Raw genomic sequence first — 24,482 nt, 5'->3', positions numbered from 1 at the left:
TCTTACCGGCCGGCGCGACTTCCGTCGGCCTTGGTGGCCCACCACTTCCCGCCAACGCCCTGCCCGTTGGCCTCACCGCAGACCTGGTCCCCTGCGAACAGGTACTGCGGCCACCCCGCGATGGTGAGCTGTTTCTTCCCGTCCCGCTCGATCGTCCCCACGAGCGAGGCGTCCACGCCCTGCACCTGGAAGCCCTCGCTGACGAAGGCGGGCGGCCACTGCACCGCGCAGTCGCCGGAGCAGTTGCTCGCCGGCGGTTCCGCGGTGTCGTCGTCGAACCGGTAGAGCGTCATGCCGTCGGAGTCGGTGGCGACGACGCCGAGGTCCCCGACGGTCGCGCTGGTGAGCGCGATCGCCTTGTTCTGCTGGGCTTTCTTGCCGTCGGTGGCGGTGGCGGACCACTTCGGCACCGTGACGCCCTTGGCCTCACCGGGCTTGCCGTCGTTCTTGAACGTGTACTGCGGCCAGTTCGCGACGGTCAGCTGCTTCTTCCCGTCCGTGCGGGTCACCGTGCCGAGCAGCTTCGGGTCGACGCCCTTCACCCGCGGTGTGTCGCCCTCGACGATGACCGGCGGCCAGTTCTCCGCGCAGCCACCGTCGCAAGTGGACACGGGTGGCTGGGCCGTGTCGTCGTCGAACCGGTAGAGCGTGAGGCCCGCGTTGTTGGTCAGCACCGCGCCGAGCCCCGCGACGACACCCGTCCGGGCCGCGAGCTGGGTGCGGGCGCCGTCCGTGCCGGTGGCGAACCACTTGCCCTGCAGACCCTGGCCCTTGGTCTCACCGGGCTTGGTGTCCTTGGCGAACCGGTACTGCGGCATGCCGCCGACGGTGATCTGGCGGCTGCCGTCCTTGCGGACGAGGGAACCGACCAGGCCCTGCTCGACGCCGTCCACCGAGAAGTTCTCGCCGGGCACCGTGGCAGGAGGCCAGGCCGCCGCGCACTCACCGTCGCAAGTGGACTCACCCGGCTTGTCGCCGTCGAACCGGTACAGGGTGAAGCCCTTGTCGTCGGTGACGACCGGGCCGAGGTCCACGATCTCCGCGGTCTTCAACGCCACCGCGCCCTCTTGCTGCTGCTGTGCCACCGGCTTGCTCTCCGGCGTACCCGCGCAGGCGGTCAGCGAGATCAACCCCAGCGCGACGACCGCAACGCTCTTGCGGATCATCCTGAACCTCCTGGCTAGTGCTCCGACGCCCATCACACGCAGAGCGGGCCAGAACGGTTCAAAGTGATTTTCAGAACATCGCGCGCTTCAGCGCGGGCACGGCGCTCGCGGTCCTGAGCACGGTCTTGAAGATCGTCCGCGCGACCGGGCCACCGTCGGCGAACTGGCGTGCGGCCCGGAGCGAGTCGCGCACGGCCGCGAAGCCGTAGTCGTACATCGCCTTCTCGTACCTGGCGATGGCGTCGCCACCTTCGGCGATGCACCGCGCGAGCAGTTGCGCGTCCCTGAGCGCGATGTTCGCCCCGATGCCCCTCATCGGCGTCATCGCGTGGACGGCGTCGCCGAGCAACGTGACGTTCGTCGGCTGCCAGCGGTCGATCGGCCTGGACGACCGGATGCGCCACTCGCTGATGGTCTCGGCGGGCGAGGCCTCGACGATCCTGGTCAGCTCGGGACTCCACCGCGCGATCCTGGCGAGCACCTCGCGTTGCAGGTCCTGTCCATCGTGGACGGTCAGGTCCGCGGCCGCGTAGGCCCACATCAGGTAGGGACGCACGTTGTCGAACAACAGATCGTCGTCGTCGGTGACGCCGAGCCCGTCGTGCGCGGCCAGGAACATGCCGGCCCGGGACGTCGGGACGATCGTGTTGGCCCTGTCGACCAGCTCCCGCGGCACCCAGTCGTTGTCGTCGAGGAACAGCTTCCCCGCGATCGCCGTGACGCCGATCTTCTCCGTGCCCGCGTGCGGCAGGTACTGCGCGCGCACCCGCGAGCGGATGCCGTCCGCGCCGACCAGCACGTCGCAGGACTCGGCCGTGCCGTCCTCGAAGTGCAGCTTGATGTCGTCGCCCTGCTCGTAGCGCTCGAACCGCTTGCCGAACCGGACGTCCAGCCCGTCGAGCAACACCTGCCGGAGCGTGATCCGGCTGGCCGAGTAGTGCTTCTCCTCGTCCGGGTCGAGCACCAGCAGGGGCTTGAGCTGTTCGGTCAGGAACCCGAACCCGTTTCCGCCGGTCCCCGCACTCCGTTCGAACCGCTCCCAGCTCGCCGCGGGCAAGCACTCCCTCAACGCAGCGGCACCGTGCGGGTTGATGTGCACCCGGTACCCCTGCAGGCGATCCGTGCGCGAGAGGTCGCGCTCGTACACCGCCACGTCCACGCCGGCCCTGCGCAACCCGTGCGCCAGGCACAGCCCGCCGATTCCCCCACCGATCACTGCGATTCTCATGTCGCCGAGTTTCAACCGCCTGGTTGATTAAGTCAACCCGTTGGTTGAAAACTGCCCGTCGGCTACCGTGTCGCCGTGGATCAACGCCGTTCTCCCCGCGCCTCGGAACGCAAGCGCGACCCGGAACGCACGCGGTCCCTGCTCCTGGAAGCGGCCGCGGCGGAGTTCGGCGCGAAGGGGTACGCGGCCACGCGCACGACGGACATCGCGGCGCGGGCAGGCGTGAACAAGCAGCTGATCTCGTACTACTTCGGCGGCAAGGAAGGCATCTACAAGGAGCTCGCCACGAGCTGGCACTCCTCCGCCGAACTCGCGAGCCAGCAGCAACCGCTGGACGAGGTGGCTGCGGGGTTCGTCATGACCACGCTCACCGACCACAGCCGCATGTGGGCGTGGGCGAACCTGGCGGGTGACAGCCCTCCGACCGACGGGGAGTTCCTGCGGGGTCAGGTGGAACAGATGCGGGCTCGTCAGGCCGCCGGCGAACTGCCCGCGGGCCTGGACCCCGCGTTCCTGCTGCTGGCCCTGATGGCGGCGGCCTCAGCACCGTTGACGCTGCGGCAGACGGCGGGCCAGATCACCGGCGAGGACCCGGCCACGCCCGAGTTCGCCGCGAAGTACGCGGAGCAGCTGGCGTTGCTGGTGCGGCACCTGTCCGGCCGCGCCTGATCAGGACTCGCGGCTCGCGGCCTTCGCCTCGAGGACCTGCCTCAGGCCCTTGAAGCCGCCGCGCATCATCAAGTCGTGGTTGCCGCGGAAGAACGGCTTGGCGATCAGCACCAGGCGTCGCAGCAACGGCTTGTTGACCACGACCTCCTGGTCGAACACGAGGTCGGTGCCGCCGTCGCGGCCGATGATCTCCCAGCTCGCATAGCCTTCGAGATCACCGGACAGCGTCGCCCGCAGCAAGCCGGCCTGCTGGTTGCGGATGCTGTGCTTGACCTGCACGACCAGGTCGAACGGCAGGAACGACCGGCAGCGGAGCTCGCCGGTCTCGTCGTCGATCTTCGTGGCTCTCCGGACCTCGTGCCACCACAGCGGGTAGTTCGCGATGTCGGACAGCACCTCGTACACATCAGCCGGGGACGCGTCGACGTGCCACACGCTGCGGAAGCGATAGCGGTTCAGTGACACGGCCGCCATCATCCCGGATAGCTCGTCCGAGTGACAGCTCCTGGACACATCTCACAGCGAACCGGGAATTCCTCACCGGCTGTACTGCGGCTCTAGTGAGACTCCACTGTCTCACCAGGCCGGCCTAGTTCACTTGTCGACTAGATGAGGAAGCCGTTCCAGGGCCCGCAACCAACCGACAGCCGCGACGCGGCGGAGTGCCTGCTCCGACGAGTCGAGCACCTCAACGAGGCTGAAGGGGTACGCCGTGGGCTCGCCGCGCGACGCCTGAATGGCGCGCTCGCGGTGGGCCAGCGCATCGAGTGGGATCATCACCCTGCTGCTGACACCTCCTCATTTTCGAGCACCTGCAGCAAGAACTGCCCCGTGTAGCTCTTCTCGACCTGAGAGACCTGCTCGGGCGTGCCCTCTGCTACGACCATACCGCCGCCGGAGCCCCCTTCGGGACCCATGTCGACGATCCAGTCGGACGTCTTGATGACGTCGAGGTTGTGCTCGATGACGATGACGGTGTTCCCCTTGTCCACCAGGCCGTTGATCACGCCCAGCAGCTTGCGGATGTCCTCGAAGTGCAGGCCCGTCGTGGGCTCGTCGAGGATGTAGACCGTCTTGCCCGTCGAGCGCTTCTGCAGCTCCGACGCGAGCTTCACGCGCTGCGCCTCACCACCGGACAGCGTCGGCGCCGGCTGACCCAGCCGCACGTAGCCGAGACCCACGTCGACCAGCGTGCGCAGGTGGCGGTAGATGGCGTTGATCGGCTCGAAGAACGTGGCCGCTTCCTCGATCGGCATGTCGAGGACTTCGGAGATCGTCTTGCCCTTGTAGTGCACTTCCAGCGTCTCGCGGTTGTACCGCGCGCCCTTGCAGACCTCGCAGGGGACGTAGACGTCCGGGAGGAAGTTCATCTCGATCTTGATCGTGCCGTCGCCCGCGCACGCCTCGCAGCGGCCGCCCTTGACGTTGAACGAGAAGCGGCCCGGCTGGTAGCCGCGGACCTTCGCCTCCGTGGTCGCCGCGAACAGCTTGCGGACGTGGTCGAACACGCCGGTGTAGGTGGCCGGGTTCGACCGCGGGGTGCGGCCGATCGGCGACTGGTCGACGCGCACCAGCTTGTCGACCTCGTTCAGGCCGTTGATGCGGGTGTGGCGGCCCGGCACCTGGCGCGCGCCGTTGAGCTTGTTCGCGAGCACCGTGGCCAGGATGTCGTTGACCAGCGTCGACTTGCCGGAACCGGACACGCCCGTGACCGAGGTGAGGGTGCCGAGCGGGAACGACACGTCGATGCCGCGCAGGTTGTGCTCGCGCGCGCCGACGACCGTGAGCTGGCGCTTCTTGTCGATCTTGCGGCGCTGGGCCGGCATCGGGATCGACTTGCGGCCCGACAGGTAGGCGCCGGTCATCGACTCCTTGTTCGTCAGCAGCTTCTTGTACGGGCCGCTGTGCACGACCTTGCCGCCGTGCTCGCCGGCGCCGGGGCCGATGTCGACGACCCAGTCCGACGCGCGGATCGTGTCCTCGTCGTGCTCGACGACGATGAGCGTGTTGCCCAGGTTGCGCAGCCTCGTCAGCGTCTCGATCAGGCGGTGGTTGTCGCGCTGGTGCAGGCCGATCGACGGCTCGTCCAGCACGTACAGCACGCCGACCAGGCCCGAACCGATCTGGGTGGCGAGCCGGATGCGCTGCGCCTCGCCGCCGGACAGCGTGCCGGACGCGCGGTCGAGCGAGAGGTAGTCGAGGCCGACGTCGAGCAGGAAGTGCAGGCGGGCCTGGATCTCCTTGAGCACCGCGCCCGCGATCATCGACTCGCGCTTGCCGAGCTTGAGGCCGTCGAGGAAGTCGGAGCACTCCGACACGCTCATCGCGCAGACCTCGGCGATGGACCTGTCGCCCTTCTTGCCGTGGTGCAGCGTGACGGCGAGGATCTCCGGCTTGAGGCGGGTGCCCGAACACGCGGGGCACGGGACCTCGCGCATGTAGCCCTCGTACTTCTCCCGCATGTACTCGGACTCGGTCTGCTCCTGGCGCCGTTCGAGGAACGGGATGACGCCCTCGTAGTTGGCGTAATAGGAGCGCTCACGGCCGTAGCGGTTCTTGTAGCGGACGTGCACCTGCTCGTCGATGCCGTGCAGGATCGCCTTCTGCACCTTGGCGGGCAGGTGCCGCCACTGCGTGTCCATGCGGTAGCCGATGGTCTCGCCGAGCGACTGCAGCAGCCGGAGGAAGTACTCCGCGGTCTGCCCGCCCGCCCACGGCGCGATCGCACCGTCTTCGAGGCTCAGCTCGTCGTCCGGGACCACGAGCTCCGGGTCGACCTCCTTGCGCACACCGATGCCGGTGCAGACCACGCACGCGCCGTACGGCGAGTTGAAGGAGAACGACCGCGGCTCCAGGTCCTCGATCGCGAGCGGGTGGCCGTTGGGGCACGCCAGGTTCTCGGAGAAGCCCCTGATCCGCTTCGGGTCGGTCTCCGCGAGGTCGACGAACTCCAGCTCGACCAGGCCGTCCGCGAGCCGCAGCGCCGTCTCCACCGAGTCGGTGAGGCGCTGCTTGGACGAGGCCTTGACCGACAGCCGGTCGATGACGACCGCGATGTGGTGCTTCTCCTGCTTCTTGAGCTTGGGCACCTCGGCCAGCGCGTAGACGACACCGTCGACCTTCGCGCGCGAGTAGCCCTGCGTCTGCAGGTTCTGGAACAGGTCGAGGTACTCGCCCTTGCGGCCGCGGATGACCGGCGCGAGCACCTGGAACTTGGTGCCCTGCTCCATCGCGAGCACCTGGTCGACGATCTCCTGCGGCGTCTGCTTGCCGATCGCCTCGCCGCACTGCGGGCAGTGCGGCTTGCCGGCGCGGGCGTAGAGCAGGCGCAGGTAGTCGTAGACCTCGGTGATCGTGCCCACCGTCGAGCGCGGGTTGCGGCTCGTGGACTTCTGGTCGATCGAGACCGCGGGCGAGAGGCCCTCGATGAAGTCGACGTCGGGCTTGTCCATCTGCCCGAGGAACTGGCGCGCGTAGGCCGAGAGCGACTCGACGTAGCGGCGCTGCCCCTCGGCGAAGATCGTGTCGAAAGCCAGGCTCGACTTGCCGGAGCCGGACAGCCCCGTGAAGACGATCAGGCTGTCCCGCGGCAGGTCGATATCCACGCCGCGCAGGTTGTGCTCGCGGGCGCCGCGAACAACAAGACGGTCTGCCACTGGGGTCCCTTCGGCTGCGATTGGCGGGTCACTCACGCCACACTCTTCCGAACAAGCGTTCGAAGAGTACTAGCATCGGTTCGGCGGCTGCGACCGACCCGCCGACCATGCTAGGGCGGACCCCTGACAAAAACGGTTCCGAGGGCTATCGCATTCCCCTGAGCTGGCTTTACTCATAGTCTGGTCACTTCGATCAGGAGCCTCAACGTCGGGGAGAGGCAGCACATGACCTACACGCCGTCCACGCAGCACACGTCCGTACCTGCACCGCGAGGGGTGCCAGACCGGCACATCACCGCGGTGCGCGAGGCGACGGACGTGCTGTACGAGGTCGTCGAGGAGCTGGACGAGGCCGCGGTGCGCGGCCAGAGCCTGCTGCCCGGCTGGACCCGCGGACACGTCATCACCCACCTCGCGCGCAACGCCGACGCGCTGGTGAACCTGCTCACGTGGGCGAGGACCGGGGTCGAGCACCAGGCCTACACCTCCCGCACGGACCGCGACGCCGACATCGAGGAGGGTTCCCACCGGCTGCTGCAGGTGCTCAAGGCCGACCTCGACTCCGCGTGCCAGCGGTTCGACGTCGCGTGCCGCGAGTTCCCCGCGCACGCGTGGCGTTCGGAGGTGACGGCGCCCAAGGGCCAGCCGATCCCGGCGTCCGTCGTGCCGTTGTACCGCCTGCGCGAGATCTGGATCCACCTCATCGACCTGAACGCCGGTGTCGGGTTCGGCGACCTGCCCGCCGACTTCGTGGAGGAGTTCCTCGACGACGCGGTGAGGCAGTTCGAGGGCAGGGTCGACCCCTTCGGCGTCGAGGTGACCCTGCCCGACGGCAGTCAGCGCAGCTGGACGCTCAACGGCCCGGCGAGCCGCACCTCCGTCAGCGGGTCGGCGAGCGCCGTCCTGGGCTGGCTGACCGGCAGGACCGACGGCTCGGACCTGCGCGGGGAGCTGCCGGACCTGCCCGACTGGATCTGAGTGAGCAGCTTGTAGGCGGGGCGTTCGACGAACTTCGTCATCGCCCAGCCGAGCACCAGCGCCGAGGTGACGAAGCCGGCGAGCAGCCACCAGGACCGCAGCCCAGCGGCGTGCATGCGGTCCATCACCACGGTGCCGATCTGCTGGTGCACGAGGTAGACCCCGTACGAGATGCCCGCGAGCCACGTGACGGGCCGCGTGATCGGGTCGAAGAACACCCAGTCGGGGCCGGCGGCCGCCGCGCACACCATGAGCAGCAGCACGGCGAAGCCGAGCGTCGACCCGTACTCGGTCGTGTGCACCGCCTGCGCGACCAGCGTGGCCGTCAGGAGCGCGACGAGGTGCGGCGTCCTGAGCCTGTCCTTGTGCCACAGCCAGATCGCGATGCCCGCCGCGAACAACTGCGCCCGGTGCAGCGCGAAGCCGTTGTAGACCACGAACAGCGTGTGCGAGTGGTCCAGCAACGGCCTGAGCAGCAGCGGCACGACGATGAGCGCCCACAGGAAGATCCGGAGCCGCGTGCCTCTCAGGAACTTCACGAGCACGGCACCGGCGACGAACGCCGCGAGCTGCACCGGCACGGTCCAGTAGGCGAAGTCGACGATGTCGACGTCCGGCATCCACTGGTTGATCAGCAACAGGTTGTAGACGACGTCTCTGCCGTCGAGCTGACTCCACCCCTCCGGCGCGATCCACCTCTGCACCGAATACGTGAGCAGCACCGCCGCCATGTACGCGGGCAGCAGTCTGGCGAGTCTTCTCCACAGGAACCGTCCTGGCTTGCCGCTGTCGAGCGACACGCAGGCGAAGAACGCCGAGACGACCATCAACGTGCTGGCGCCCATCGACATCGGGAAGGTGAACGGCAACGGCCCGAGGTCGGGATGGCTGCTGACGCTCGTGAGCGTGGCGTGGTGGAGCAACACGCACCCGATGGCGACGACGCGGAGGACGTCCCAGCTGACCCTGCGGGCCGTCCGGGGCTTCTGTCGTTGCTCTGGAATCACGAGAGGCGGGGACCTGTTCGTTGGTGCTTTCGGGGTAAGCGGCGACTGGGTGTTGACCTTTACTTACCCTATGAGTGCAACCTGTATGCAACCTGAAGGTGTGCGCTGCACCGCCCCGACCGACTACCGTCTGCCACCGTGGACGTACACGAGAACTACACCGGTCACGTCGATCCAGAGGGTCCCGCGGCCCGCCGCACCCTGGACGCGCTGACCATCACGAAGATCTCCGTCGGTCCGATGGACAACAACGCCTACCTGCTGGTTTGCCGGTCCACGAACGAAGCGTTGCTCATCGACGCGGCGAACGACCACGAGCGCCTGTCGGACCTCCTGGACTCCCACCCGGACCGCCCGCGGCTGCGCACGATCGTGACGACGCACCAGCACGCCGATCACTGGCAGGCACTCGAAACCCTCGCCGCCGCCCACGGCGCGACCACCGTCGCCCACGAACTCGACGCCCCCGTGCTCCCCGTCGCACCGGACGTCCTCGTGGAGCACGGCGACACCATCGACGTGGGAGAAGTCCCGCTGTCGATCATCCACCTGCGCGGCCACACCCCGGGCTCCATCGCGGTCGTGTACGACGACCCGGACGGGCACCCGCACCTCTTCACCGGAGATTCACTCTTTCCGGGGGGTGTGGGGAAGACCACGTCCGCCGACAACTTCGCGTCCCTGATCAACGACGTCGAGGACCGGCTGTTCGCGGTGCTGCCCGACGACACGTGGTTCTACCCCGGTCACGGCGACGACTCGACGCTCGGCAAGGAGCGTCCCGGCCTGCCGGAGTGGCGTTCGCGCGGCTGGTAGAGGCCCCCGAGCAGGGCCGAGGCGGCGAGCACGACCCACACGGAGATGTAGTGCTGCTCCGGGAAACTGGGTCGTGCTCTTCTCGTAGGCGAACCACGGCTGGATCAGCTGCCAGAACGCCAGCGCGAAACCGATCAGCAACGGCCCGAGCGCAGCCGCTGCCAGTGCCTCGTGAGCCACACGCCGACGATCACCGCCAGCGCCACCGGGCCCCAGAGCCACACCGGCTCGCGGCGAACGTTCCGCACGGCGCGCAAGCCGGCGCGGCGGACGGCTCGCCCGTGGTGGTTCCGGCGTCAGCCGACCACGTCGAGCAGGTCCAGATACCCGGTGGTCGTGCGCCACAGGGCGTCGGAGTACGGCGTGAGCTTGCCGGGACTCCAGCGGTGGTCGGTGTAGTCCTGGTTCACGCGCCGCAACGCCCTCAGGCTCACCTCGAACTCGTCCTCGACGCGCTTGCGCAGTTCCTCCGGCGACGGCGCGGCCTGGCGCACCAGCTCCCCCGTGCCGTCGCTGACGGCCACGAGCGCTTCCTCGTTGATGCCGTCCGCCGCGCTCCAGACCAGCGCGGGCCGTTCGATGCGGTGGTTCCACACCGGAGCGTCCTTGGACCGCCACCGCGCCTCGAACGGGTTGCGCGACAACCGCGTCGAGTTCGCCCAGTGCTCGGCCCCGGCCGGTTCGCTCAGCCACGGCACCTCGTCGACCGGCAGGTCCGTGACCAGCGCGACCTCGATGGCGTCGACATCTCGGGGAACGTCGAGCAGCTCGCCGAAGACCCACACCTCGACCACCTGGAACCGGAAGAACGAAGCCGGCAGGTCGCCGCACTTCTCGGCGAGTTCGGTCAGGTGGTGCACAGCGCGGGTCCACTTCACGGGGTGGATCATGCCTGACCGGGTGGCCGAGGCCCTGGCACGGCTGGCTTCGGTGGAACCCACGCTGTGTGCGTTCCACGAGGTCTTCCGCACTCCCTCTCTTGAGGTGGACCCTTCGCTGCCGTTCGCGGGCATGCCCATCGCGGTGAAGCGAGGCGAACGCCGAAGCCACCGGGAAGCGTTGGTGGCCATGGGTTGCGTGCCCATCGGACTGACCACCACGCCCGATGGCAGCACCCCGTGGCAGACGTGGGGCCGCAATTCTCGCGGCCTCACACGCAACCCGTGGAACCTGGACCGCACGCCGGGTGGTTCGTCAGCGGGTTCGGCCGTCGCGGTGGCGTCCGGCGTCGTGCCGCTGGCAACGGGTGTGGACGGCGCGGGCTCGATCCGCATCCCGGCCGCGTGGTGCGGCGTCCTCGGCCTGAAGACGACGTCGGCCGACCGTGCCGCGGTCGGCGTCTTCACCCGCGACCCATCCCTGCTCTCGACCTACCTCGGCATCACCGAGGTCGGCTCGCCCACCGCGGTCTGGTCCGCGGACCTGGGATTCGCCGAGGTCGACGACGAACAGGCGGCGATCGCCTGGCAGGCGGCGACCGCCCTGCGGCCACGCCCCGTCTCGTTGTCCCTGCGGGACCCCGCCCCCGACTGGTTCGCGGGGCGCTGCGGCCCGAATCCGGCTTTGGACGCGGTGTTCGAGACCGCCGACCTGCTGCTCACCCCGACCACGCCCGGCCCGCCGCACGGTCACGACGGCCCGGGGTCGCGCATCAACACGGCGCTGACGTGGGCGTTCAACCTCAGCGGGCACCCGGCGATCAGCATCCCGGCCGGGTTCGACTCGTGCGGCCTGCCGGTCGGGCTGCAGGCCGTGGCGCGGCACGGCCGGGAGGCTGACCTGGTCGCCGCCGCCCGCGCCGTTCTGCAGACTCACCCGATCGAGTGCTTTGGCCCCAATCCACCTCGCTGATCACGGTCCGTGCGGTGTCCTCGTCACCCGAAGGGAGGTCACTGATGGGGCGAAGAATCGGCGGTGCCGGAGGCGGATCGGATCCGGGAGCGGGCAAGGCCGGAGCGGTGGTGGCGGCCGGGGTGCTGGCGGTGTCGCTCACCGCCGGCGGCGGACTGTCGCTCGGGGGCGGCGCGTCCACGACCGTGGCCGACTCGGCCGGGGTGAACCTCTCCAGGGCGAAGTCCGAGGGCCGGAAGTCCGCGCGCAACGGTGACGCGGACGGCGCGTGGCGTCAGCTGAACATGCGCACGCTCAAGCGCACGACCAAACCCGCGCTGGAGTGCGTGTCGCATTCGTTCGGTCAGGTGCGGGACCACCTCGTCCGCAACCCGTGCAAGTCGCTCGACCGGACGCTCTTCGCGGTCGGTGACGACCGGGGCAACGTCGCGGTGGTGTCGGTGGCGTGGGTCGGGTTCCACAACCGGCGCGACGCGGGAGAGTTCAAGAAGCTGATCGACGTGCACGGCACCGGCGACATCAGTCCGCTCGCCACCCCTCTGCTCGGCCTGGCGGACATCCGCTTCACCGGGCTGAACTACCGCTCCCGGCCGGACGGCACCACGGTCGTGATCGCGGAGACCGAGTCCGCGTCCGGCCAGGTGAGCCGCGCGACGCTGGACGCCATGGCGGACGTGGCGAGCTGGCTGCCGCGCTAGACCGCCCAGGCTCGGGCACGATGTCGAGAACCGGCGAAGGGCTGCGACACAGGGCCATGGACACACGTGTTGACGACTACATCGCCGGGCTGCCGGACTGGCAGCAGGACATCTGCCGCGAGGTGCGCGGGCTCGTGCACGAGGCCGACCCGGACGTCGAGGAGACGATCAAGTTCACGAACCGGCCGTACTTCGTGCTGGACGGCAACGTGTGCGCGTTGCTCGGCACCAAAGACCACGTGAACGTGATGCTCTACGACAAGGCGATCGTGCCGGACCCGCACAGCATCATCACGAGCGGCCACGGCAACAAGACCGCGCGCATGATCTCCGTGTACCGCGACCAGCCGATCAACGGCCCGGCGCTCGTCGAGATGTTCCGCCACATCATCGCCGACAACCGTCGGCGCAAGGGTGCCGGACCGCGTCGGTAGCCTCATGCCGCATGGAGGTCGAGATCTACACCGACGGTGCGTGCAGCCCCAATCCTGGGCCGGGTGGCTGGGGTGCCGTGCTGCGTTACGGCGCGCACGAGAAGGACATGTACGGCGGTGACATCGGCCCGACGACGAACAACCGCATGGAACTGATGGCGCCCATCATGGCGTTGGAGAGCCTCACGCGTCCGTCCACCGTGAACCTGTACACGGACAGCACTTATGTCCGGAACGGCATCACGTCGTGGGTGCACGGCTGGAAGACGAACGGCTGGCTCACCAAGGCCCGCGAGCCGGTCAAGAACTCCGACCTGTGGCGCCGCCTGGAGGAAGCGGCCGACCCCCACGAGGTCGAGTGGCACTGGGTCAAGGGCCACGCGGGTCACCCGGAGAACGAGCGCGCCGACCGCCTTGCCGTGCGCGGCGTCGAAGAGGTGACGGGACGCGAGGTCAAGCAGCCCCAGGCGAAGCCGAAGAAGGCCGCGAAGCCCAAGCAGCCGCGCGAACTGAGCGGCGAACCGTGCGGCGCGCCCACGAAGAAGGGCACTCCCTGCCCGATCACGGCGGGCTCGAACGGCCTGTGCCACGTCCACGACCCGGCGTTGCAGTGCGGTGCACTCACGAAGAAGGGCACGCCCTGCACCATCGCGACCGGTGGTGGCCGGTGCGACCACCACCAGAACGCGCTCGAACTGTTCGGGTGAGCGAACCGGCGTAGCGTCGCCGTCGTGCTCCCCGAATCAGCCCGGTCGGTGCTGGAGTCCAAGGCGCTCGGCCACCTCGTGACGCTCGGCCCGGACGGCTCTCCGCAGGTCACCATCGTCTGGGTGGGGCTCGACGGCGACGAGATCGTCTCGGGCCACCTGGCACAGCACCAGAAGGTGCGCAACATCCGCAACGACGGCCGTGTGGTGCTCTCCGTCGAGACGCCCACCATCAACGACCACGGCCTGCAGGAGTACCTCGTCGTCTACGGCACGGCGCGCATCACCGAGGGCGGGGCGCCGGAACTGCTCCAGCGCCTCGCGCACACCTACCTCGGCCCGGAGGTGAAGTTCCCGCCGATGGACAACCCGCCGCCAGGGTTCGTCACACGCATCAAGGTCGACCGTGTGGCGGGCGTCGGCCCGTGGGCCTCATAGCGGCGCGTAGCGGTGTTGGCCTGGGCCGTTCGTGCCAGCGCTGTCATCAGCGGTGAGCGGTCTCGGCGTGTCCCGCGAACGACATTGCCTTGGCTGGATCCGTTGTCACGCACTGTTTCGGTCAGCGCGCGGCCAACCGGCGATGCGGTGAGCAGCGCACACTCGCGACGCGAAGGTTCGCCGCGGCCGTGCCACGACGCTGGCCGCGGCACGGCCGAACAGCCGCATCCGTCTCCCTGCTCCGGCCGGAGCACAGGTCCGTGGCCTCCCGCCGGCTGTCGGCGCGCCGACAAGACCCAGCACGCTCATGCAGGGGTACCCCCGAATCGGGGCCCCCTGCGTTTCGGCGTACTCACGGGGTCTGACAGCGCCTCGTCGTCCAGCAGGCTCACAGCAGCACCTTCGCCAGGCGCGCCATGCCTTCCCCGATCTCCCGCACCGTGTTGGTCGTGAACGACAGCCGCAACGTCGCGTGGTCCGGCGTCGTCGCGAAGAAGGCCGCACCGGGCACGAAAGCGACGTCGTGCAGCAGAGCGTCCTTCAGCAGCACGGCGCTGTCCACGTCGCCCGGCAGCCGCAGCCACACGAACATGCCGCCGTCCGGGTCGCTCCACGTCGTGCCGGTGGGCGTGGTGGTGGGCAGTGCGGCGAGCATCGCGGTGCGGCGGGCTCCGTACTCGGCGCACAGGCGGGCGACGTGGGCGTCGAGGTCGTTGTCCGCCAGGTACACCGCGGCGGCGGCCTGGTCCACTGTGGACGTGTGGAGGTCGGCTGCCTGCTTCACGATCGTCAGGGTGCGCAGCAGGTCGGCGGGGGCCCTCAGCCAGCCGAGGCGCATGCCGGGGGCGCCGATCTTCGAGAAGCTGCCCAGGTAGAGGGTTCTGTCGCTGATCGAGGCTAGCGGGGGCACGGCGGAGCCGCGGTAGCGGAGTTCGCCGTACGGGTCGTCCTCCACGATCCACAGGTCATGAGCCGCGGCGATCTCCGCGATCTCCACGCGGCGCGCCGCGGAGAGGGTGCGGCCGGTCGGGTTCGCGAACGTGGGCACCAGGTAGAGCAGGTCCGGCTTCTCGGTGGCGACGACGGACCGCAGCGACGAGGGCACCAGGCCGTCGGCGTCGCTCGCGACGGGCACGATTCGGGCGCCGGTCATCCGGAAGCACTGCAGCGCCGCCAGGTACGTCGGTTCCTCGACCGCCACGACGGCGCCCGGCCCGAGCATCGCGGTGGCCACCAGTGCGAGCGCCTGCTGGGAGCCGGTGGTGATCAGGACGTCCGAAGTGGGCAGTCCGCGGGCGGTCAGGCGCGCCGAGACCAGGTCGCGCAGCGCCGCGTTCCCTTCCGTGGGGGCGTATTGCAGGACGGAGCGGTCCCGCAGTGCCAGGTCGTAGGCGGCGCGCACACCGTCCAGGTCGAACAGTTCGGGGGCGGGAAGCCCGCCGGCGAACGAGATGACCTCGGGGCGGGAGGTCAGCGCGAGCAGGTCGCGCACCGGGGAACTGGCCACGGAGAGGGTGCGGTGCATGCGCTTCACGTCAATCGGCGGCCCGTGGGTCCGGACGTCCATTTTCTGCCGGTGGCGATCCGGCTCGCGGACCGGGTGGCGGTTATATGCCTATCCAGCTATATTGCTGGCATGGCATCTACATTCGCCGTGCTGGCGGATCCGAGTCGAAGGGAGATCCTCGACCTGCTGCGGGAACGCGAGCGGCCGGTCGGAGACCTCGTCGACCGGCTGACACTCACCCAGCCGACCGTCTCGAAGCACCTCAAAGTGTTGCGCGAGGCCGGTCTCGTCGAGGTGCGCACCGACGCCCAGAAGCGCTGGTACCGGGTCTCGCCGGGGCCGCTGGCGGAGATCGACGCCTGGCTCGCGCCGTACCGGCGGATGTGGGAGAAGAGCCTCGACGCACTGGAGCGCCGGCTCGACGAGATCGAAGGGGACTGACCGTGGACGCCGAACTGCGGATGATCGAGGGCAAGCCCGTGCTGCGCTTCGAGCGCACCCTGCGGCACTCGCCGGAGAAGGTCTGGCGGGTCGTCACCGATCCGGCCGAGATGAAGCACTGGTTCCCGGCCGAGGTCGAGCTCGACGGCGCGAAGATGCGCTTCACGTTCCCGGACGAGGCACCGGTGGACTCCGACGGCGGTGAGGGCGAGCTGCTGGAGTCCGACCCGCCGAAGGTCTTCGCCTTCCGCTGGCTCGACGACGTGCTGCGCTTCGAGATCCTGCCGCGTGAGGACGGCTGCCTGCTGGTCTTCACGGCGGTCGTCACGAACAGGCTGGCGGTGGGCCGCGACGCCCCCGGCTGGGCCACCTGCCTCGACGCCCTGGCCGCTCGCGCCGACGGCGAGGAGTTCGAGCCGCCCGCGGAGTGGCTGTCGCGCATCGAGCACTACGTCCGGCACTTCGGCCTCGACGAGGGCACCGACGAACCGGAAGGTGTGCGCTTCGAACGCGATCTGGTGTGGACGCCGCTGGACGACGTCTGGAAGATCCTCACCGAGGACACCGGGGGCGGCGTGCCGACGCGCGCCGCGCATCCCGGGATCACGCCGGGCGAGGTCACGAGGTCCGAGGCACCGCGCCTGCTGGAGTACGAGTGGCTGCGGGACGGCGAACCGAAGGGCAAGGTACGCTGGGAGTTCGAGCACGTGCCGTTGCAGGGCACCACGGTCACGCTCGTCCAGGAGAACGCCCACGGCCCCGAAGCACTCGCGGCCTGGCACGTGCACCTGGAACTGTTCTTCGCGGCCACCCAGGGCGAGATCCGCTGCCCGTGGCCCGCGGACCGGGAGGAGGAGCTGACCCGGCGCTACGCCGGGCGCTGACCGGACATCACGAGCGCGGCCGTTCCCGAAACGGGGGTCCGGCCGCGCCGAGGACGTCAGTCGTGCTGCACGCGGTCGACGAGGCAGACCCAGTCCGGCGCACTCCGCCGGACCAGCCGTCTCGGTGTCCTCAACTCGTGTTCCAGCACCGCGCGCCGCCGATCGCCCGGATTCGGTGCGAGTTCCTCGAGCCGGTCGAGGTCGGCCGCGGTGAGACGGACGTCGGTCACCTTGGAGGCGTCGTACCTCGCGATCGTCCACCAGCAGGTGTCCGCGGCACGCTCGCAGCCGAGTCTCCGGTACGTCTCCTCGGCGGCGAGCAGGTCGCGCAGGGCCGCGGCCTTCTCCCTGGTGGCGAACAGGAGGTCGGCTCGCACCTGCCGGGACTTGGCCACCACCTCGGGGAAGTCCGCGGTGGCGATGACGGCCGTGACCAACTCCTTGCCCTCGTTGTACTTCTTGTCGGCGAGGCACAGGCGCGCCTGCAACACGGCGAGCCAGTGGTAGGGCTCCGTTCCCGGCGTCAGCACCGTCTCGGCTGCCTGAGCCCGTCGCACCGCTGACGCGAGCTCGTCGGGACACCCCGTCGACTCGTGCCGCAGCAGTTGCAGTTCCGCGTGCAGCGAGGCGCACACCCCGAGCTCCTCGCTGGTCGGACCGCCGATCGAGCGGAACAGGTCCTTCGCGATCATCAACAGGTGCTCGCCCTTGCCGAGGTAGTACGCGCGGTCGTACCCGACCGCCTCGGCGGCGAGGTGCAGGAAAACCCTTGCCTCGGCCCGCTTCCCCCGCGCGGCCGTCTTGAGGTCGCGGACCTTCTCCGCGATCTGCGTCCCGTCCTGGGCCATCAGGGTCGCCTCGCTGAAACGGTGCTCCCGCAGCAGATGCCACGCGTGCCCCGCGACGAGCACCTTCGCCTTCAGCTCCTCCTCTCCCCTGAGCTGCGGCCCGGACGCCAGCGTCCGCAGGCACACCTCGGACAGGCGCCGGACCAGCCGGACGTCACCGCGAGCCTTGGCCACGGCCGCGACCGACTCGAACCCCCTGACCAGTTCGAAGTCACCGGAGCCGCGCTCCACCAGCTCGCGCGCCAACAGGTACGCCTTCTCCGACGACAGCGGCTCGGCCTGCAGACCGCTCAACGCCGCACGGGTGCGGTACACCTCGTCGCTGTCCTGCACAGCGGGAGACGCACGGCCGCAGTCGCCCTCCTCGAGCGCTTTGAGACTCCGCACCAGTTCCTCCTCCCCGTCGCGAGTGCCCGGATCGAACCGATGGACCACGAGCTGTTGCAGCAAGGCCGGCAGCGAGTTCACCTCGATCCCCGGCGGCACGACCACCACCACCGGGCACCTGTCCGCCCCGACGTGGTGGTAGAGCTTCTGGCGGATCAGCCCCAGCTCGTACCGGACGCCCAGGCGTTCCATGAAGTCGTTGGACAGCAACGCTTCCAGGTACGACTCCGACACGACGACCACGACGATCCGGTCCCGGACCGCGTTCTCCATCCAGGCCTGGATGGACATCGGATGAGTGGAGCTGAGATCGGCGTCCCAGAGCACGTCGAAACCATGCCCCCGCAACACTTCGACGAGAGGGGCCGCGATCCGTCCTCCGTCGCTGCAGCTGTAGCTAGTGAATATGCCCATTTCGGCAACCTCCCCCGTCTCGCGCGCAGGGGGTGAGGGGAAGGATGGGATTTCTGGTGCTGCTGCACATCGTGCGCCTCCTGGGGACTGGGTCGACGAACAGATCCGGGCTGGATCAGTGCGGCGAGGGCCAATCACCTGAAGGGGACCTGGATGGCGGAACTCATCAGGGGTCGAACGTCATACGCTGACGGACGGCGACATTGCCTCGCCTCATGGGACTTGGGGTCGGTATTGGTTGCCATCGGGCAGGTGGCTGTTCCAGCAGCCACCCGCCCGGCCACATCGGTCAAACGCCTCCCAGCTCTTCCAGTCGCCGGTCGATCACGTTGGGGGTCTCGCTCGCGGGCAGGGCGAACATCTCCAGCTGGTAGAAGTAGTTCAGGTACTCCTTCAGCTCCGGCCCCGCGGTGAGCAGGTTGTCCTTGTACGGCTGCTCGATCAGCAACGCGAAGTCGTCCTCGTTCTCGGAGAAGTCGAGGAGCGAGAACGAACTCTTCATCGCCGGGTGGATGCCCTTGGCGAACGGCAGGATCTGGATCGTCACGTGCGGCAACGCGGCGAGTTCCTTGATCTTCACGAGCTGGCGGCGCAACACGTCCTCGCTGCCGATGACCCGGTGCAGCACCGCCTCGTCGAGGATGATGAAGATCTCGGGCCCGCCGGGTTCCAGCACCGACTGGCGGTGCAGGCGGATCTCGACGCCCCGCGCGATGCTGTCCTCGTTGGGGGCGCTGGCGGCGACCAGGACGCGCGCGTAGTCCGAGATCTGCAGCAGCCCGGGAACGACGTTCAGCTGGCACTGCCGAAACCGGATGGCGGACGTCTCCAGTTCCAGGAACCTCGCGAACTGCTCGCTGAAGAAGCCCTTGTACTTGTCCATCCAGGCGGAACGCGAGCGCTTGATCGCCCTGGCCATGCCGACGAGCTGGTCGACTCGCTCCTTGTCCGTCACCCCGTAGTGGAACAGCAGGGCCTGGACGTCGGTGACCGAGACCTTGTTCTCACCCTTCTCGACCCTGATCAGCTTGGACACCGACCAGTCGAGGGCCTCCGCGACGGCCTGCTGGGTGAGTTCTAGCTCGTCCCGCATCTGCCTGAGCTCGTCAAGCAGGCGTTTCTGCAGAACAACGGGACTGTTCACGGTGGTAACACGTCTCCCCTCATTCTGCTAGGTAGCAGAATGGTAGCGCGCTTTCAGCGCATGCTCGTACTGCTGTCAGCCATTTGGCAGAAAGCAGAAGGAGAAATATCAAAAAAGTGCGCCTACCGCAGCAGGCGCACCGCGAAGTGATCAAGAATTGACCACACGATCGGGCGATTGACTCAGGTCCGGATTGCTGTTGAGACGAACGCAAGCCAGCTTGTGAGAGACACTTCGAGTCGTCGGCCGGCGTCCTTGGAGTCCCTGATCCACACGGTCGTACCGGTGCTCGCGCACTCCAAGCACTCGTTGCCGCCAGTGCCGCTGTACGAGCTACGGATCCACCTGAGCTCTGAAGCCATTCACCGCTCCCATCGCACGGGTCCCCGACCGAACCCACCCACCTCGGCCCGGCTCACCCGCGCGCACCCCGGGAGAGCGGCGGAGGGAACGCCTCCAACCCGACGAGGCCACAACTCAGGGTAAATCAACTTGGACGGCCCTCAACACCGCCAGAGGTACGCCGTAGCAAGGGAAAGAGGACATATTAAGGACACGCGCACGCGAAAACCGTTGACATCACTTGGAATCAGAGCTTGGCGAACCGGGACGGGTCAGCTCGAAGTGCGATCAGGGTCGGAGCCATGACCGACAGCCAGACAGTTCGGGAAGGCGAACTGCGGGGGCGCAAGGCCTCGCAGCGAGCGGCACTCGGCGCGAAGATGTCCATGCCCGCCTGGAAGACCGCGATCGAACGCACGGGCATCACGACAGGCACCAAGGTGCTCGACCTGGCGTGCGGCAGCGGCGAGTTCTGCGCCGCCGCAACGAAAGCAGGCGGCGAGGCGATCGGCATCGACATCTCTCCGGCGATGATCGCGCTGGCACGGCAGGCGAGCACGGCCGAGTTCCACGAACTCCCGCTGGGGGGCGGTTGCCTTGGCAGGACGGCACGTTCGACGTCGTGACGGCGTTCAACGCGCTGTTCTTCGCGCAGGACCCCGACGAGGCGTTCGCCGAGGCGGTCAGGGTCAGCAGGGACTACGTGGTCGTGTGCCAGTGGCACCCGGAGCTCACGATCGACATTCCCCAGGTGCATCCCGACGAGGCCACGACGCTGCGCAGCTTCTTGAGCGTGGGCAGCCACCAGCGCATCAGCGAGGGCGAGGAAGAAGTCGCAGAAAAAATCAGGGCGGCGGTGGAACCGTTCCGAACCCAGGACGGCGGCTATCGCTTTTCGAACAAGTACCTGATGTCGGTCTTCCGCAAAGATCAGGCGGCGAGCACGTCGTAACCCGCCGAGGTCAGCGCCGCGGGGCCGGGACGTGCGCTGATCAGGCCCGCGGTCGTCAGGCGCAGCCCGGCGAACTGGTCGGCGCAGCACAGGCCGTCGACGAGCAGAGCACTTCCGGCGATCTCGCAACGGCCGTCGGCGACTGCTCTGAGAACGGCTCGATCGCGGTGTGTGAGCGATGATTCGGTCATGTTCTTCTCCTAGCGGTGAATCCTCTACTTACTGATACGTCGAAGGGGATGGCTTCGGTTCGACATCATCGTCGGAGAATTCCGCGCGGACTCCGAGAAGACGGACGGCACGGCCGTGTTCGAAGCGGTCCAGCACGACCAGAGCGGCCGCCGCGAGCTCGTCGGCGGAGGACGTCGGCGCAGGCAGCTTCATCAGCCGCACCTTCGTGAAGAACGGCACGAACCGCACCTTCACGCCCACGCGCACGACAGGACGCCCTTCGGCGACCACGTCCGCAGCGACCTGATGGGCCAGCGCCACGACCTCACGGCGGATGTCCTCCAGCGAGGCCAGGTCCTGCTGGAAGGTCTTCTCGTGAGACCGGGACTTGACCACCCACGGCGTCGCGCTCACGACCGTGTCCCCCGCGCCCTGGGCGACGGTCCGGTAGTACGGGCCCATCCGCGGGCCGAACCGGGCGGCCAGTGCGTCCACCGGTGCCGTCGCCAGATCAGTCACGGTCGCGAGGCCGAGTTCGGCCAGCTTGCGCTCGGTCTTCGCGCCGATCCCCCACAGCGCGGACGTCGGCCGGTGCCCCATCACCTCGGCCCAGTTCTCCCGCGTGAGCCGGAAGACGCCGGCGGGCTTGCCGAACTCGGTGGCGATCTTGGCCCGCAGCTTGTTGTCGCCGATGCCCACCGAGCAGTGCAGGCCGGTCTTGTCCAGCACCGCCGCCTGCACCGACCGCGCGAGCGCCACGGGGTCGTCCACCGAGGCACCGACGAACGCCTCGTCCCACCCCAGCACCTCGACGACCACGGGGAACGAGCGCAGCACTGCCATCACGTCCGCCGACGCGGCCTCGTACAGCGCGTGGTCGACCGGCAGGTAGACGGCGTCGGGCAGCTTCTTGAACGCGGTCCGCAGCGGCAGTCCCGAGCGCACGCCGAACTCGCGCGCCTCGTAGGACGCGGTGGCCACGACCGCGCGTTCGGTCGGGTCGCCGTTGCCGCCCACCACCACGGGCCTGCCGCGCAACGACGGATCGCGCAGCACCTCGACCGCCGCGATGAACTGGTCGAGGTCCACGTGCAGGACCCAGTCCGCCATGCTGGACAGTATGAAACGGTCGGCCGGAATCCTGCTCTTCAGAAGGCGCGAGCAGCTGGAGGTGCTCCTCGGGCACATGGGTGGCCCGTTCTGGGCCCGCAAGGACGCCGGCGCGTGGTCCGTGCCGAAGGGCGAGTACACCGGGGACGAGACGCCCGAGGCGGCCGCGCGCAGGGAGTTCGAGGAGGAACTCGGGCTGCCGGTGCCGGAGGGCGAGCTGATCGCGCTCGGCGAGGCCAAGGGCTCAGGCAAGGTCATCACGGTCTGGGCGCTCGAAGGCGACCTGGACCCCGAGACGGTCACGCCGGGTACGTTCGAGATGGAGTGGCCGCCGAAGTCGGGTCAGAAGAAAACGTTCCCCGAGGTCGACCGCGTCCAGTGGTTCAGCGTGGAGGAGGCGAGCGCGAAGATCGTCTCCGCGCAACGCCCCTTCCTCGAACGACTCACGGCCAGATAGACGCGACCCAGTTCTCGTTGTCGATGAACGGGTTGCGGTTGCGCTGGTAGCTGCTGAAGATCAGCTCGTTGCGCCGCCGCTCGGACGCGTCCACGGGATCCTGCTGGTGCCACTGCTTCAGGACGGACAGCTTGCCCATCAACGGCTGTGAGCCGTTGGACGTCGAGTTGTTGAGTTCCAGGTTCAGCTGGTCGCCGCTTTCGTAACGCACGGCCATGTAGAAGAGCATCCGCGCGACATCACCCTTCACGGCGTCGCGCGGCTCCCACGAGTCGGTGTCATAGCGGTTGCCTGGTGCTTCCGGATGGGTGAGGTTGCCGCCGTTGTCGAAGTCCAGGTTGCCGCGGACCCCGTTCACCGTGACGTCCTCGGGTCGCAGGTGGTGCAGGTCGGTGCCAGGTGCGGTGTTGGTGTCGAAGGGACCGTGGGACTGAGGCCAGACGTGCTCGCGGTTCCAGTGGTTCTGGTCACCGCCGTTGGCCGACTTCGAGCGGGAGACGCCGCTGTACAGCAGGATCACGTTCGCCGAGTTGTTCGGGTCCTGGTCGGTGGCCTTCAACGCCTCCCAGACCTCGGTGTAGCTCAGCCTGGTGTGGTTGCGGATGATCGAGTTCAACGCCGACTTCAACGCCGCACCCTGCTTGTCGCAGGCCGTCGCGTAGTAGGCGATGCAGTTCGAAGGCGGAGCGCTGGTGGTCGGCGGAGTGGTCGTGCTGGTCGTCGGCGTCGTGCCGGCGAACGCGAACGCCGTGGGCGAGGTCAGCCCGGCGTGCGAGAAGTACGCGCTCAGGGAGCCCGTCACGTCGATCTGCTTGCCGAGCAGCGACGGGTTCGTGCGCAGGCCCCAGGACGCGCGGAACGCCGACGGAATCTGCACGTAGACCATGTTCGAGGTGCTGGTCGTTGACGCGGAGTCGGCCAGCGCCAGCGCGTAGTCGTTCGGATAACCCGAACGTATGACGGTCGTCGTGGCCGTGGGTTGACCGACGACATAACCGCGGACAGTCGCCGACGACCCGTTCTGGGTCGCGATCGCCTGCGCGACGGTGAGCGGGCCTGCTGCGACAGCGGCGGTCGACCCGTACAGGCCGACCGCCGCCAGCAAACCGACGACTAAAGCGAGCGGACTCCACCGCGCCATGTGCACTCCCCGACCGTGTGGATGTTTTGCACACGATCGGTGTACATGGTCAACGAATGGTTAACGAGGGGTCACGGCACCAGGATGACCTTGCCCGTGGTTCGCCCGGACTCGACGAGCTCGTGGGCCTTCGCGGCCTCCGCCAGCGGCACGACGTGGTCGATCTGCACCTTGAGCTGCGGCAACGCGGCCAGGTCGGCGCCGGACGCGATGACGCTCAGGAACAGCTCGAACCGGATCCCGAGCTCGGAAGCTCGGTCAACGTCAAAACCCGGGTTGCCGGGAACGACGGACACGAGCACGCCACCGGGCTTGATCACCTTCGCGGACCGCTCGGCGTACTCGCCGCCGATCGCGTCCAGCACGACGTCGACCGGCTCGATCTCGGTGAAGTCCTGGTGGCGGTAGTCGACGACCTCGTCCACGCCGAGCGAGCGCAGGAAGTCGTGCTTGGCCGCCGACGCAGTGCCGATCACGTACGCGCCGCGCGCCTTGGCGATCTGCACCGCGACGTGCCCGACACCTCCGGCGGCGGCGTGGATCAGCACCCGCTGACCGGCGGACACACCAGCCCGGCCGACGAGCGTCTGCCACGCCGTCAGCGCCACCATCGGCACCGCGCCCGCCTGCTCCACGCTCAGCCACGACGGCCGCTTCGCCAGGTTGGAGGCCTTCACCACGGCGTATTCGGCGTAGCCGCCGCCGTCGCCGGGGAAGTCGAGCATCCCGTGGACCTCGTCACCGGCCGCGAACCCCTCACCGGCCTGCTCGACGGTGCCGGCGACGTCCCAGCCCAGCGTGAACGGCGGTTCGCCGAGCGCCGGGAACCCGCCGCCGCGGATGTAGGTGTCGACCGGGTTCACACCCGCCGCACCCACCTTGACCAGCACCTCACCCGGGCCGGCGACCGGTACCGGCGCCTGCGTGACCTCCAGGACGGACGCGTCGCCGACGGTGTTCTGCGTGATGACTCGCACGATGATCCCCTTCGATGTTCTTGACGGGCACCATCTTGCAGTTAGCGCCCACTTCTAGA

26 protein-coding genes and 3 pseudogenes are annotated in these 24,482 nt (G+C 68.5%); 14 read left to right on the top strand and 15 right to left on the bottom strand.

Going from position 1 to position 24,482, the window contains the following annotated elements:
* Positions 1-2: 2 nt before the first annotated feature.
* Positions 3-1,166 (bottom strand): hypothetical protein, encoded by a 1,164-nt coding sequence (locus AB0M48_RS27160; RefSeq protein WP_363847060.1) that lies wholly within the window; start codon positions 1,164-1,166, stop codon positions 3-5.
* 70 nt (positions 1,167-1,236) lie between these two features.
* Positions 1,237-2,394: an NAD(P)/FAD-dependent oxidoreductase gene (locus tag AB0M48_RS27155; protein WP_363847058.1), complete on the bottom strand. Its 1,158-nt coding sequence runs from the start codon at positions 2,392-2,394 to the stop codon at positions 1,237-1,239.
* 75 nt (positions 2,395-2,469) lie between these two features.
* Between AB0M48_RS27155 and AB0M48_RS27150 the strand changes: the two genes are divergently transcribed.
* Entirely contained in the window at positions 2,470-3,063 is a 594-nt protein-coding gene (locus AB0M48_RS27150) for a TetR family transcriptional regulator (protein WP_363847056.1), read from the top strand.
* On the opposite strand, the gene AB0M48_RS27145 is transcribed toward AB0M48_RS27150, so the two are convergent.
* The 3 genes from AB0M48_RS27145 to uvrA all read right to left on the bottom strand — a co-directional run bounded on the left by AB0M48_RS27145 (position 3,064) and on the right by uvrA (position 6,719).
* The gene (locus AB0M48_RS27145) at positions 3,064-3,528 is read right to left on the bottom strand and encodes an SRPBCC family protein (protein ID WP_363847054.1); all 465 of its coding nucleotides are present in this window, start codon (positions 3,526-3,528) and stop codon (positions 3,064-3,066) included.
* 129 nt (positions 3,529-3,657) lie between these two features.
* Positions 3,658-3,840: a hypothetical protein gene (locus AB0M48_RS27140; RefSeq protein WP_363847052.1), complete on the bottom strand. Its 183-nt coding sequence runs from the start codon at positions 3,838-3,840 to the stop codon at positions 3,658-3,660.
* Complete coding sequence (gene uvrA, locus AB0M48_RS27135; RefSeq protein ID WP_363847050.1) at positions 3,840-6,719, bottom strand: excinuclease ABC subunit UvrA; 2,880 nt, start codon at positions 6,717-6,719, stop codon at positions 3,840-3,842. The genes AB0M48_RS27140 and uvrA overlap by 1 nt, the downstream gene beginning before the upstream one ends.
* 225 nt (positions 6,720-6,944) lie before the next feature.
* Between uvrA and AB0M48_RS27130 the strand changes: the two genes are divergently transcribed.
* Positions 6,945-7,697 carry a maleylpyruvate isomerase family mycothiol-dependent enzyme gene (locus AB0M48_RS27130; protein ID WP_363847048.1) on the top strand — a complete coding sequence of 251 codons (753 nt, stop codon included), beginning with the start codon at positions 6,945-6,947 and terminating at the stop codon, positions 7,695-7,697.
* Between the two features lie 47 nt (positions 7,698-7,744).
* On the opposite strand, the pseudogene AB0M48_RS27125 reads toward AB0M48_RS27130, so the two are convergent.
* Positions 7,745-8,704, bottom strand: a pseudogene (locus tag AB0M48_RS27125) (acyltransferase); the annotation flags it as partial.
* Positions 8,705-8,842: 138 nt separating this feature from the next.
* Here AB0M48_RS27125 and AB0M48_RS27120 point away from each other — a divergent pair.
* Positions 8,843-9,520, top strand: coding sequence for an MBL fold metallo-hydrolase (locus tag AB0M48_RS27120; RefSeq protein WP_363847046.1), 678 nt, complete (start codon positions 8,843-8,845; stop codon positions 9,518-9,520).
* 296 nt (positions 9,521-9,816) lie between these two features.
* Here AB0M48_RS27120 and AB0M48_RS27115 read toward each other — a convergent pair whose 3' ends face one another.
* On the bottom strand, positions 9,817-10,398 hold the full coding sequence (locus tag AB0M48_RS27115) for a hypothetical protein (protein ID WP_363847044.1): 582 nt from the start codon (positions 10,396-10,398) through the stop codon (positions 9,817-9,819).
* A 10-nt stretch (positions 10,399-10,408) separates the two neighbouring features.
* Between AB0M48_RS27115 and AB0M48_RS27110 the strand changes: the two are divergent.
* The 6 genes and pseudogenes from AB0M48_RS27110 to AB0M48_RS27085 form a co-directional block, all read left to right on the top strand.
* Positions 10,409-10,834: pseudogene (locus AB0M48_RS27110) on the top strand (amidase family protein); the annotation flags it as partial.
* Between the two features lie 258 nt (positions 10,835-11,092).
* A complete protein-coding gene (locus AB0M48_RS27105; RefSeq protein ID WP_363847158.1) occupies positions 11,093-11,371 on the top strand; it encodes an amidase family protein in 279 nt (92 codons plus the stop codon).
* 44 nt (positions 11,372-11,415) lie between these two features.
* A complete protein-coding gene (locus AB0M48_RS27100) occupies positions 11,416-12,069 on the top strand; it encodes a hypothetical protein (protein ID WP_363847042.1) in 654 nt (217 codons plus the stop codon).
* Between the two features lie 56 nt (positions 12,070-12,125).
* Entirely contained in the window at positions 12,126-12,503 is a 378-nt protein-coding gene (locus tag AB0M48_RS27095) for a DUF1801 domain-containing protein (protein WP_363847040.1), read from the top strand.
* 11 nt (positions 12,504-12,514) lie between these two features.
* Positions 12,515-12,943, top strand: a pseudogene (rnhA, locus tag AB0M48_RS27090) (ribonuclease HI); the annotation flags it as partial.
* 291 nt (positions 12,944-13,234) lie between these two features.
* A complete protein-coding gene (locus AB0M48_RS27085) occupies positions 13,235-13,648 on the top strand; it encodes a PPOX class F420-dependent oxidoreductase (protein WP_363847038.1) in 414 nt (137 codons plus the stop codon).
* A gap of 388 nt (positions 13,649-14,036) precedes the next feature.
* Here AB0M48_RS27085 and AB0M48_RS27080 read toward each other — a convergent pair whose 3' ends face one another.
* A complete protein-coding gene (locus AB0M48_RS27080) occupies positions 14,037-15,173 on the bottom strand; it encodes a PLP-dependent aminotransferase family protein (RefSeq protein ID WP_363847036.1) in 1,137 nt (378 codons plus the stop codon).
* Positions 15,174-15,284: 111 nt separating this feature from the next.
* On the opposite strand from AB0M48_RS27080, the gene AB0M48_RS27075 reads away from it, so the two are divergent.
* Entirely contained in the window at positions 15,285-15,596 is a 312-nt protein-coding gene (locus AB0M48_RS27075) for a metalloregulator ArsR/SmtB family transcription factor (protein ID WP_089923684.1), read from the top strand.
* 2 nt (positions 15,597-15,598) lie between these two features.
* Positions 15,599-16,480 carry an SRPBCC domain-containing protein gene (locus AB0M48_RS27070; RefSeq protein WP_363847033.1) on the top strand — a complete coding sequence of 294 codons (882 nt, stop codon included), beginning with the start codon at positions 15,599-15,601 and terminating at the stop codon, positions 16,478-16,480.
* Positions 16,481-16,536: 56 nt separating this feature from the next.
* Here AB0M48_RS27070 and AB0M48_RS27065 read toward each other — a convergent pair whose 3' ends face one another.
* The 3 genes from AB0M48_RS27065 to AB0M48_RS27055 all read right to left on the bottom strand — a co-directional run bounded on the left by AB0M48_RS27065 (position 16,537) and on the right by AB0M48_RS27055 (position 19,635).
* Positions 16,537-18,006: a hypothetical protein gene (locus AB0M48_RS27065; RefSeq protein ID WP_363847031.1), complete on the bottom strand. Its 1,470-nt coding sequence runs from the start codon at positions 18,004-18,006 to the stop codon at positions 16,537-16,539.
* 412 nt (positions 18,007-18,418) lie between these two features.
* Positions 18,419-19,273 carry a helix-turn-helix transcriptional regulator gene (locus AB0M48_RS27060; RefSeq protein ID WP_363847029.1) on the bottom strand — a complete coding sequence of 285 codons (855 nt, stop codon included), beginning with the start codon at positions 19,271-19,273 and terminating at the stop codon, positions 18,419-18,421.
* A 182-nt stretch (positions 19,274-19,455) separates the two neighbouring features.
* Positions 19,456-19,635 carry a DUF397 domain-containing protein gene (locus AB0M48_RS27055; RefSeq protein WP_363847027.1) on the bottom strand — a complete coding sequence of 60 codons (180 nt, stop codon included), beginning with the start codon at positions 19,633-19,635 and terminating at the stop codon, positions 19,456-19,458.
* A gap of 282 nt (positions 19,636-19,917) precedes the next feature.
* Here AB0M48_RS27055 and AB0M48_RS27050 point away from each other — a divergent pair, with 282 nt between their 5' ends.
* Entirely contained in the window at positions 19,918-20,241 is a 324-nt protein-coding gene (locus AB0M48_RS27050; RefSeq protein WP_363847025.1) for a methyltransferase domain-containing protein, read from the top strand.
* Positions 20,238-20,567 (top strand): hypothetical protein, encoded by a 330-nt coding sequence (locus AB0M48_RS27045; RefSeq protein ID WP_363847023.1) that lies wholly within the window; start codon positions 20,238-20,240, stop codon positions 20,565-20,567. The genes AB0M48_RS27050 and AB0M48_RS27045 overlap by 4 nt, the downstream gene beginning before the upstream one ends.
* Here AB0M48_RS27045 and AB0M48_RS27040 read toward each other — a convergent pair.
* Positions 20,546-20,758: a hypothetical protein gene (locus tag AB0M48_RS27040; RefSeq protein ID WP_363847021.1), complete on the bottom strand. Its 213-nt coding sequence runs from the start codon at positions 20,756-20,758 to the stop codon at positions 20,546-20,548. The genes AB0M48_RS27045 and AB0M48_RS27040 overlap by 22 nt on opposite strands.
* Positions 20,759-20,786: 28 nt before the next feature.
* Entirely contained in the window at positions 20,787-21,848 is a 1,062-nt protein-coding gene (locus tag AB0M48_RS27035) for a DNA polymerase IV (RefSeq protein WP_363847019.1), read from the bottom strand.
* Positions 21,849-21,858: 10 nt separating this feature from the next.
* Between AB0M48_RS27035 and AB0M48_RS27030 the strand changes: the two genes are divergently transcribed.
* Positions 21,859-22,305: an NUDIX domain-containing protein gene (locus AB0M48_RS27030; RefSeq protein ID WP_363847017.1), complete on the top strand. Its 447-nt coding sequence runs from the start codon at positions 21,859-21,861 to the stop codon at positions 22,303-22,305.
* Here the strand turns inward: AB0M48_RS27030 and AB0M48_RS27025 are convergent.
* Positions 22,292-23,446: an endonuclease gene (locus AB0M48_RS27025; RefSeq protein WP_363847015.1), complete on the bottom strand. Its 1,155-nt coding sequence runs from the start codon at positions 23,444-23,446 to the stop codon at positions 22,292-22,294. The two genes, AB0M48_RS27030 and AB0M48_RS27025, sit on opposite strands and share 14 nt — an antisense overlap.
* A gap of 71 nt (positions 23,447-23,517) precedes the next feature.
* Positions 23,518-24,423, bottom strand: a complete 906-nt coding sequence (locus AB0M48_RS27020) for an NADP-dependent oxidoreductase (protein ID WP_363847013.1) — start codon at positions 24,421-24,423, stop codon at positions 23,518-23,520.
* Between the last annotated feature and the right edge of the window lie 59 nt (positions 24,424-24,482).

Origin of the sequence: Lentzea sp. NPDC051208 (genome assembly GCF_040682435.1) — a bacterium.
Classification (GTDB): domain Bacteria; phylum Actinomycetota; class Actinomycetes; order Mycobacteriales; family Pseudonocardiaceae; genus Lentzea; species Lentzea kristufekii.
The sequence above is the reverse complement of the archived record's forward strand: the minus strand, read 5'-3'. Positions and strand labels throughout refer to the sequence as shown.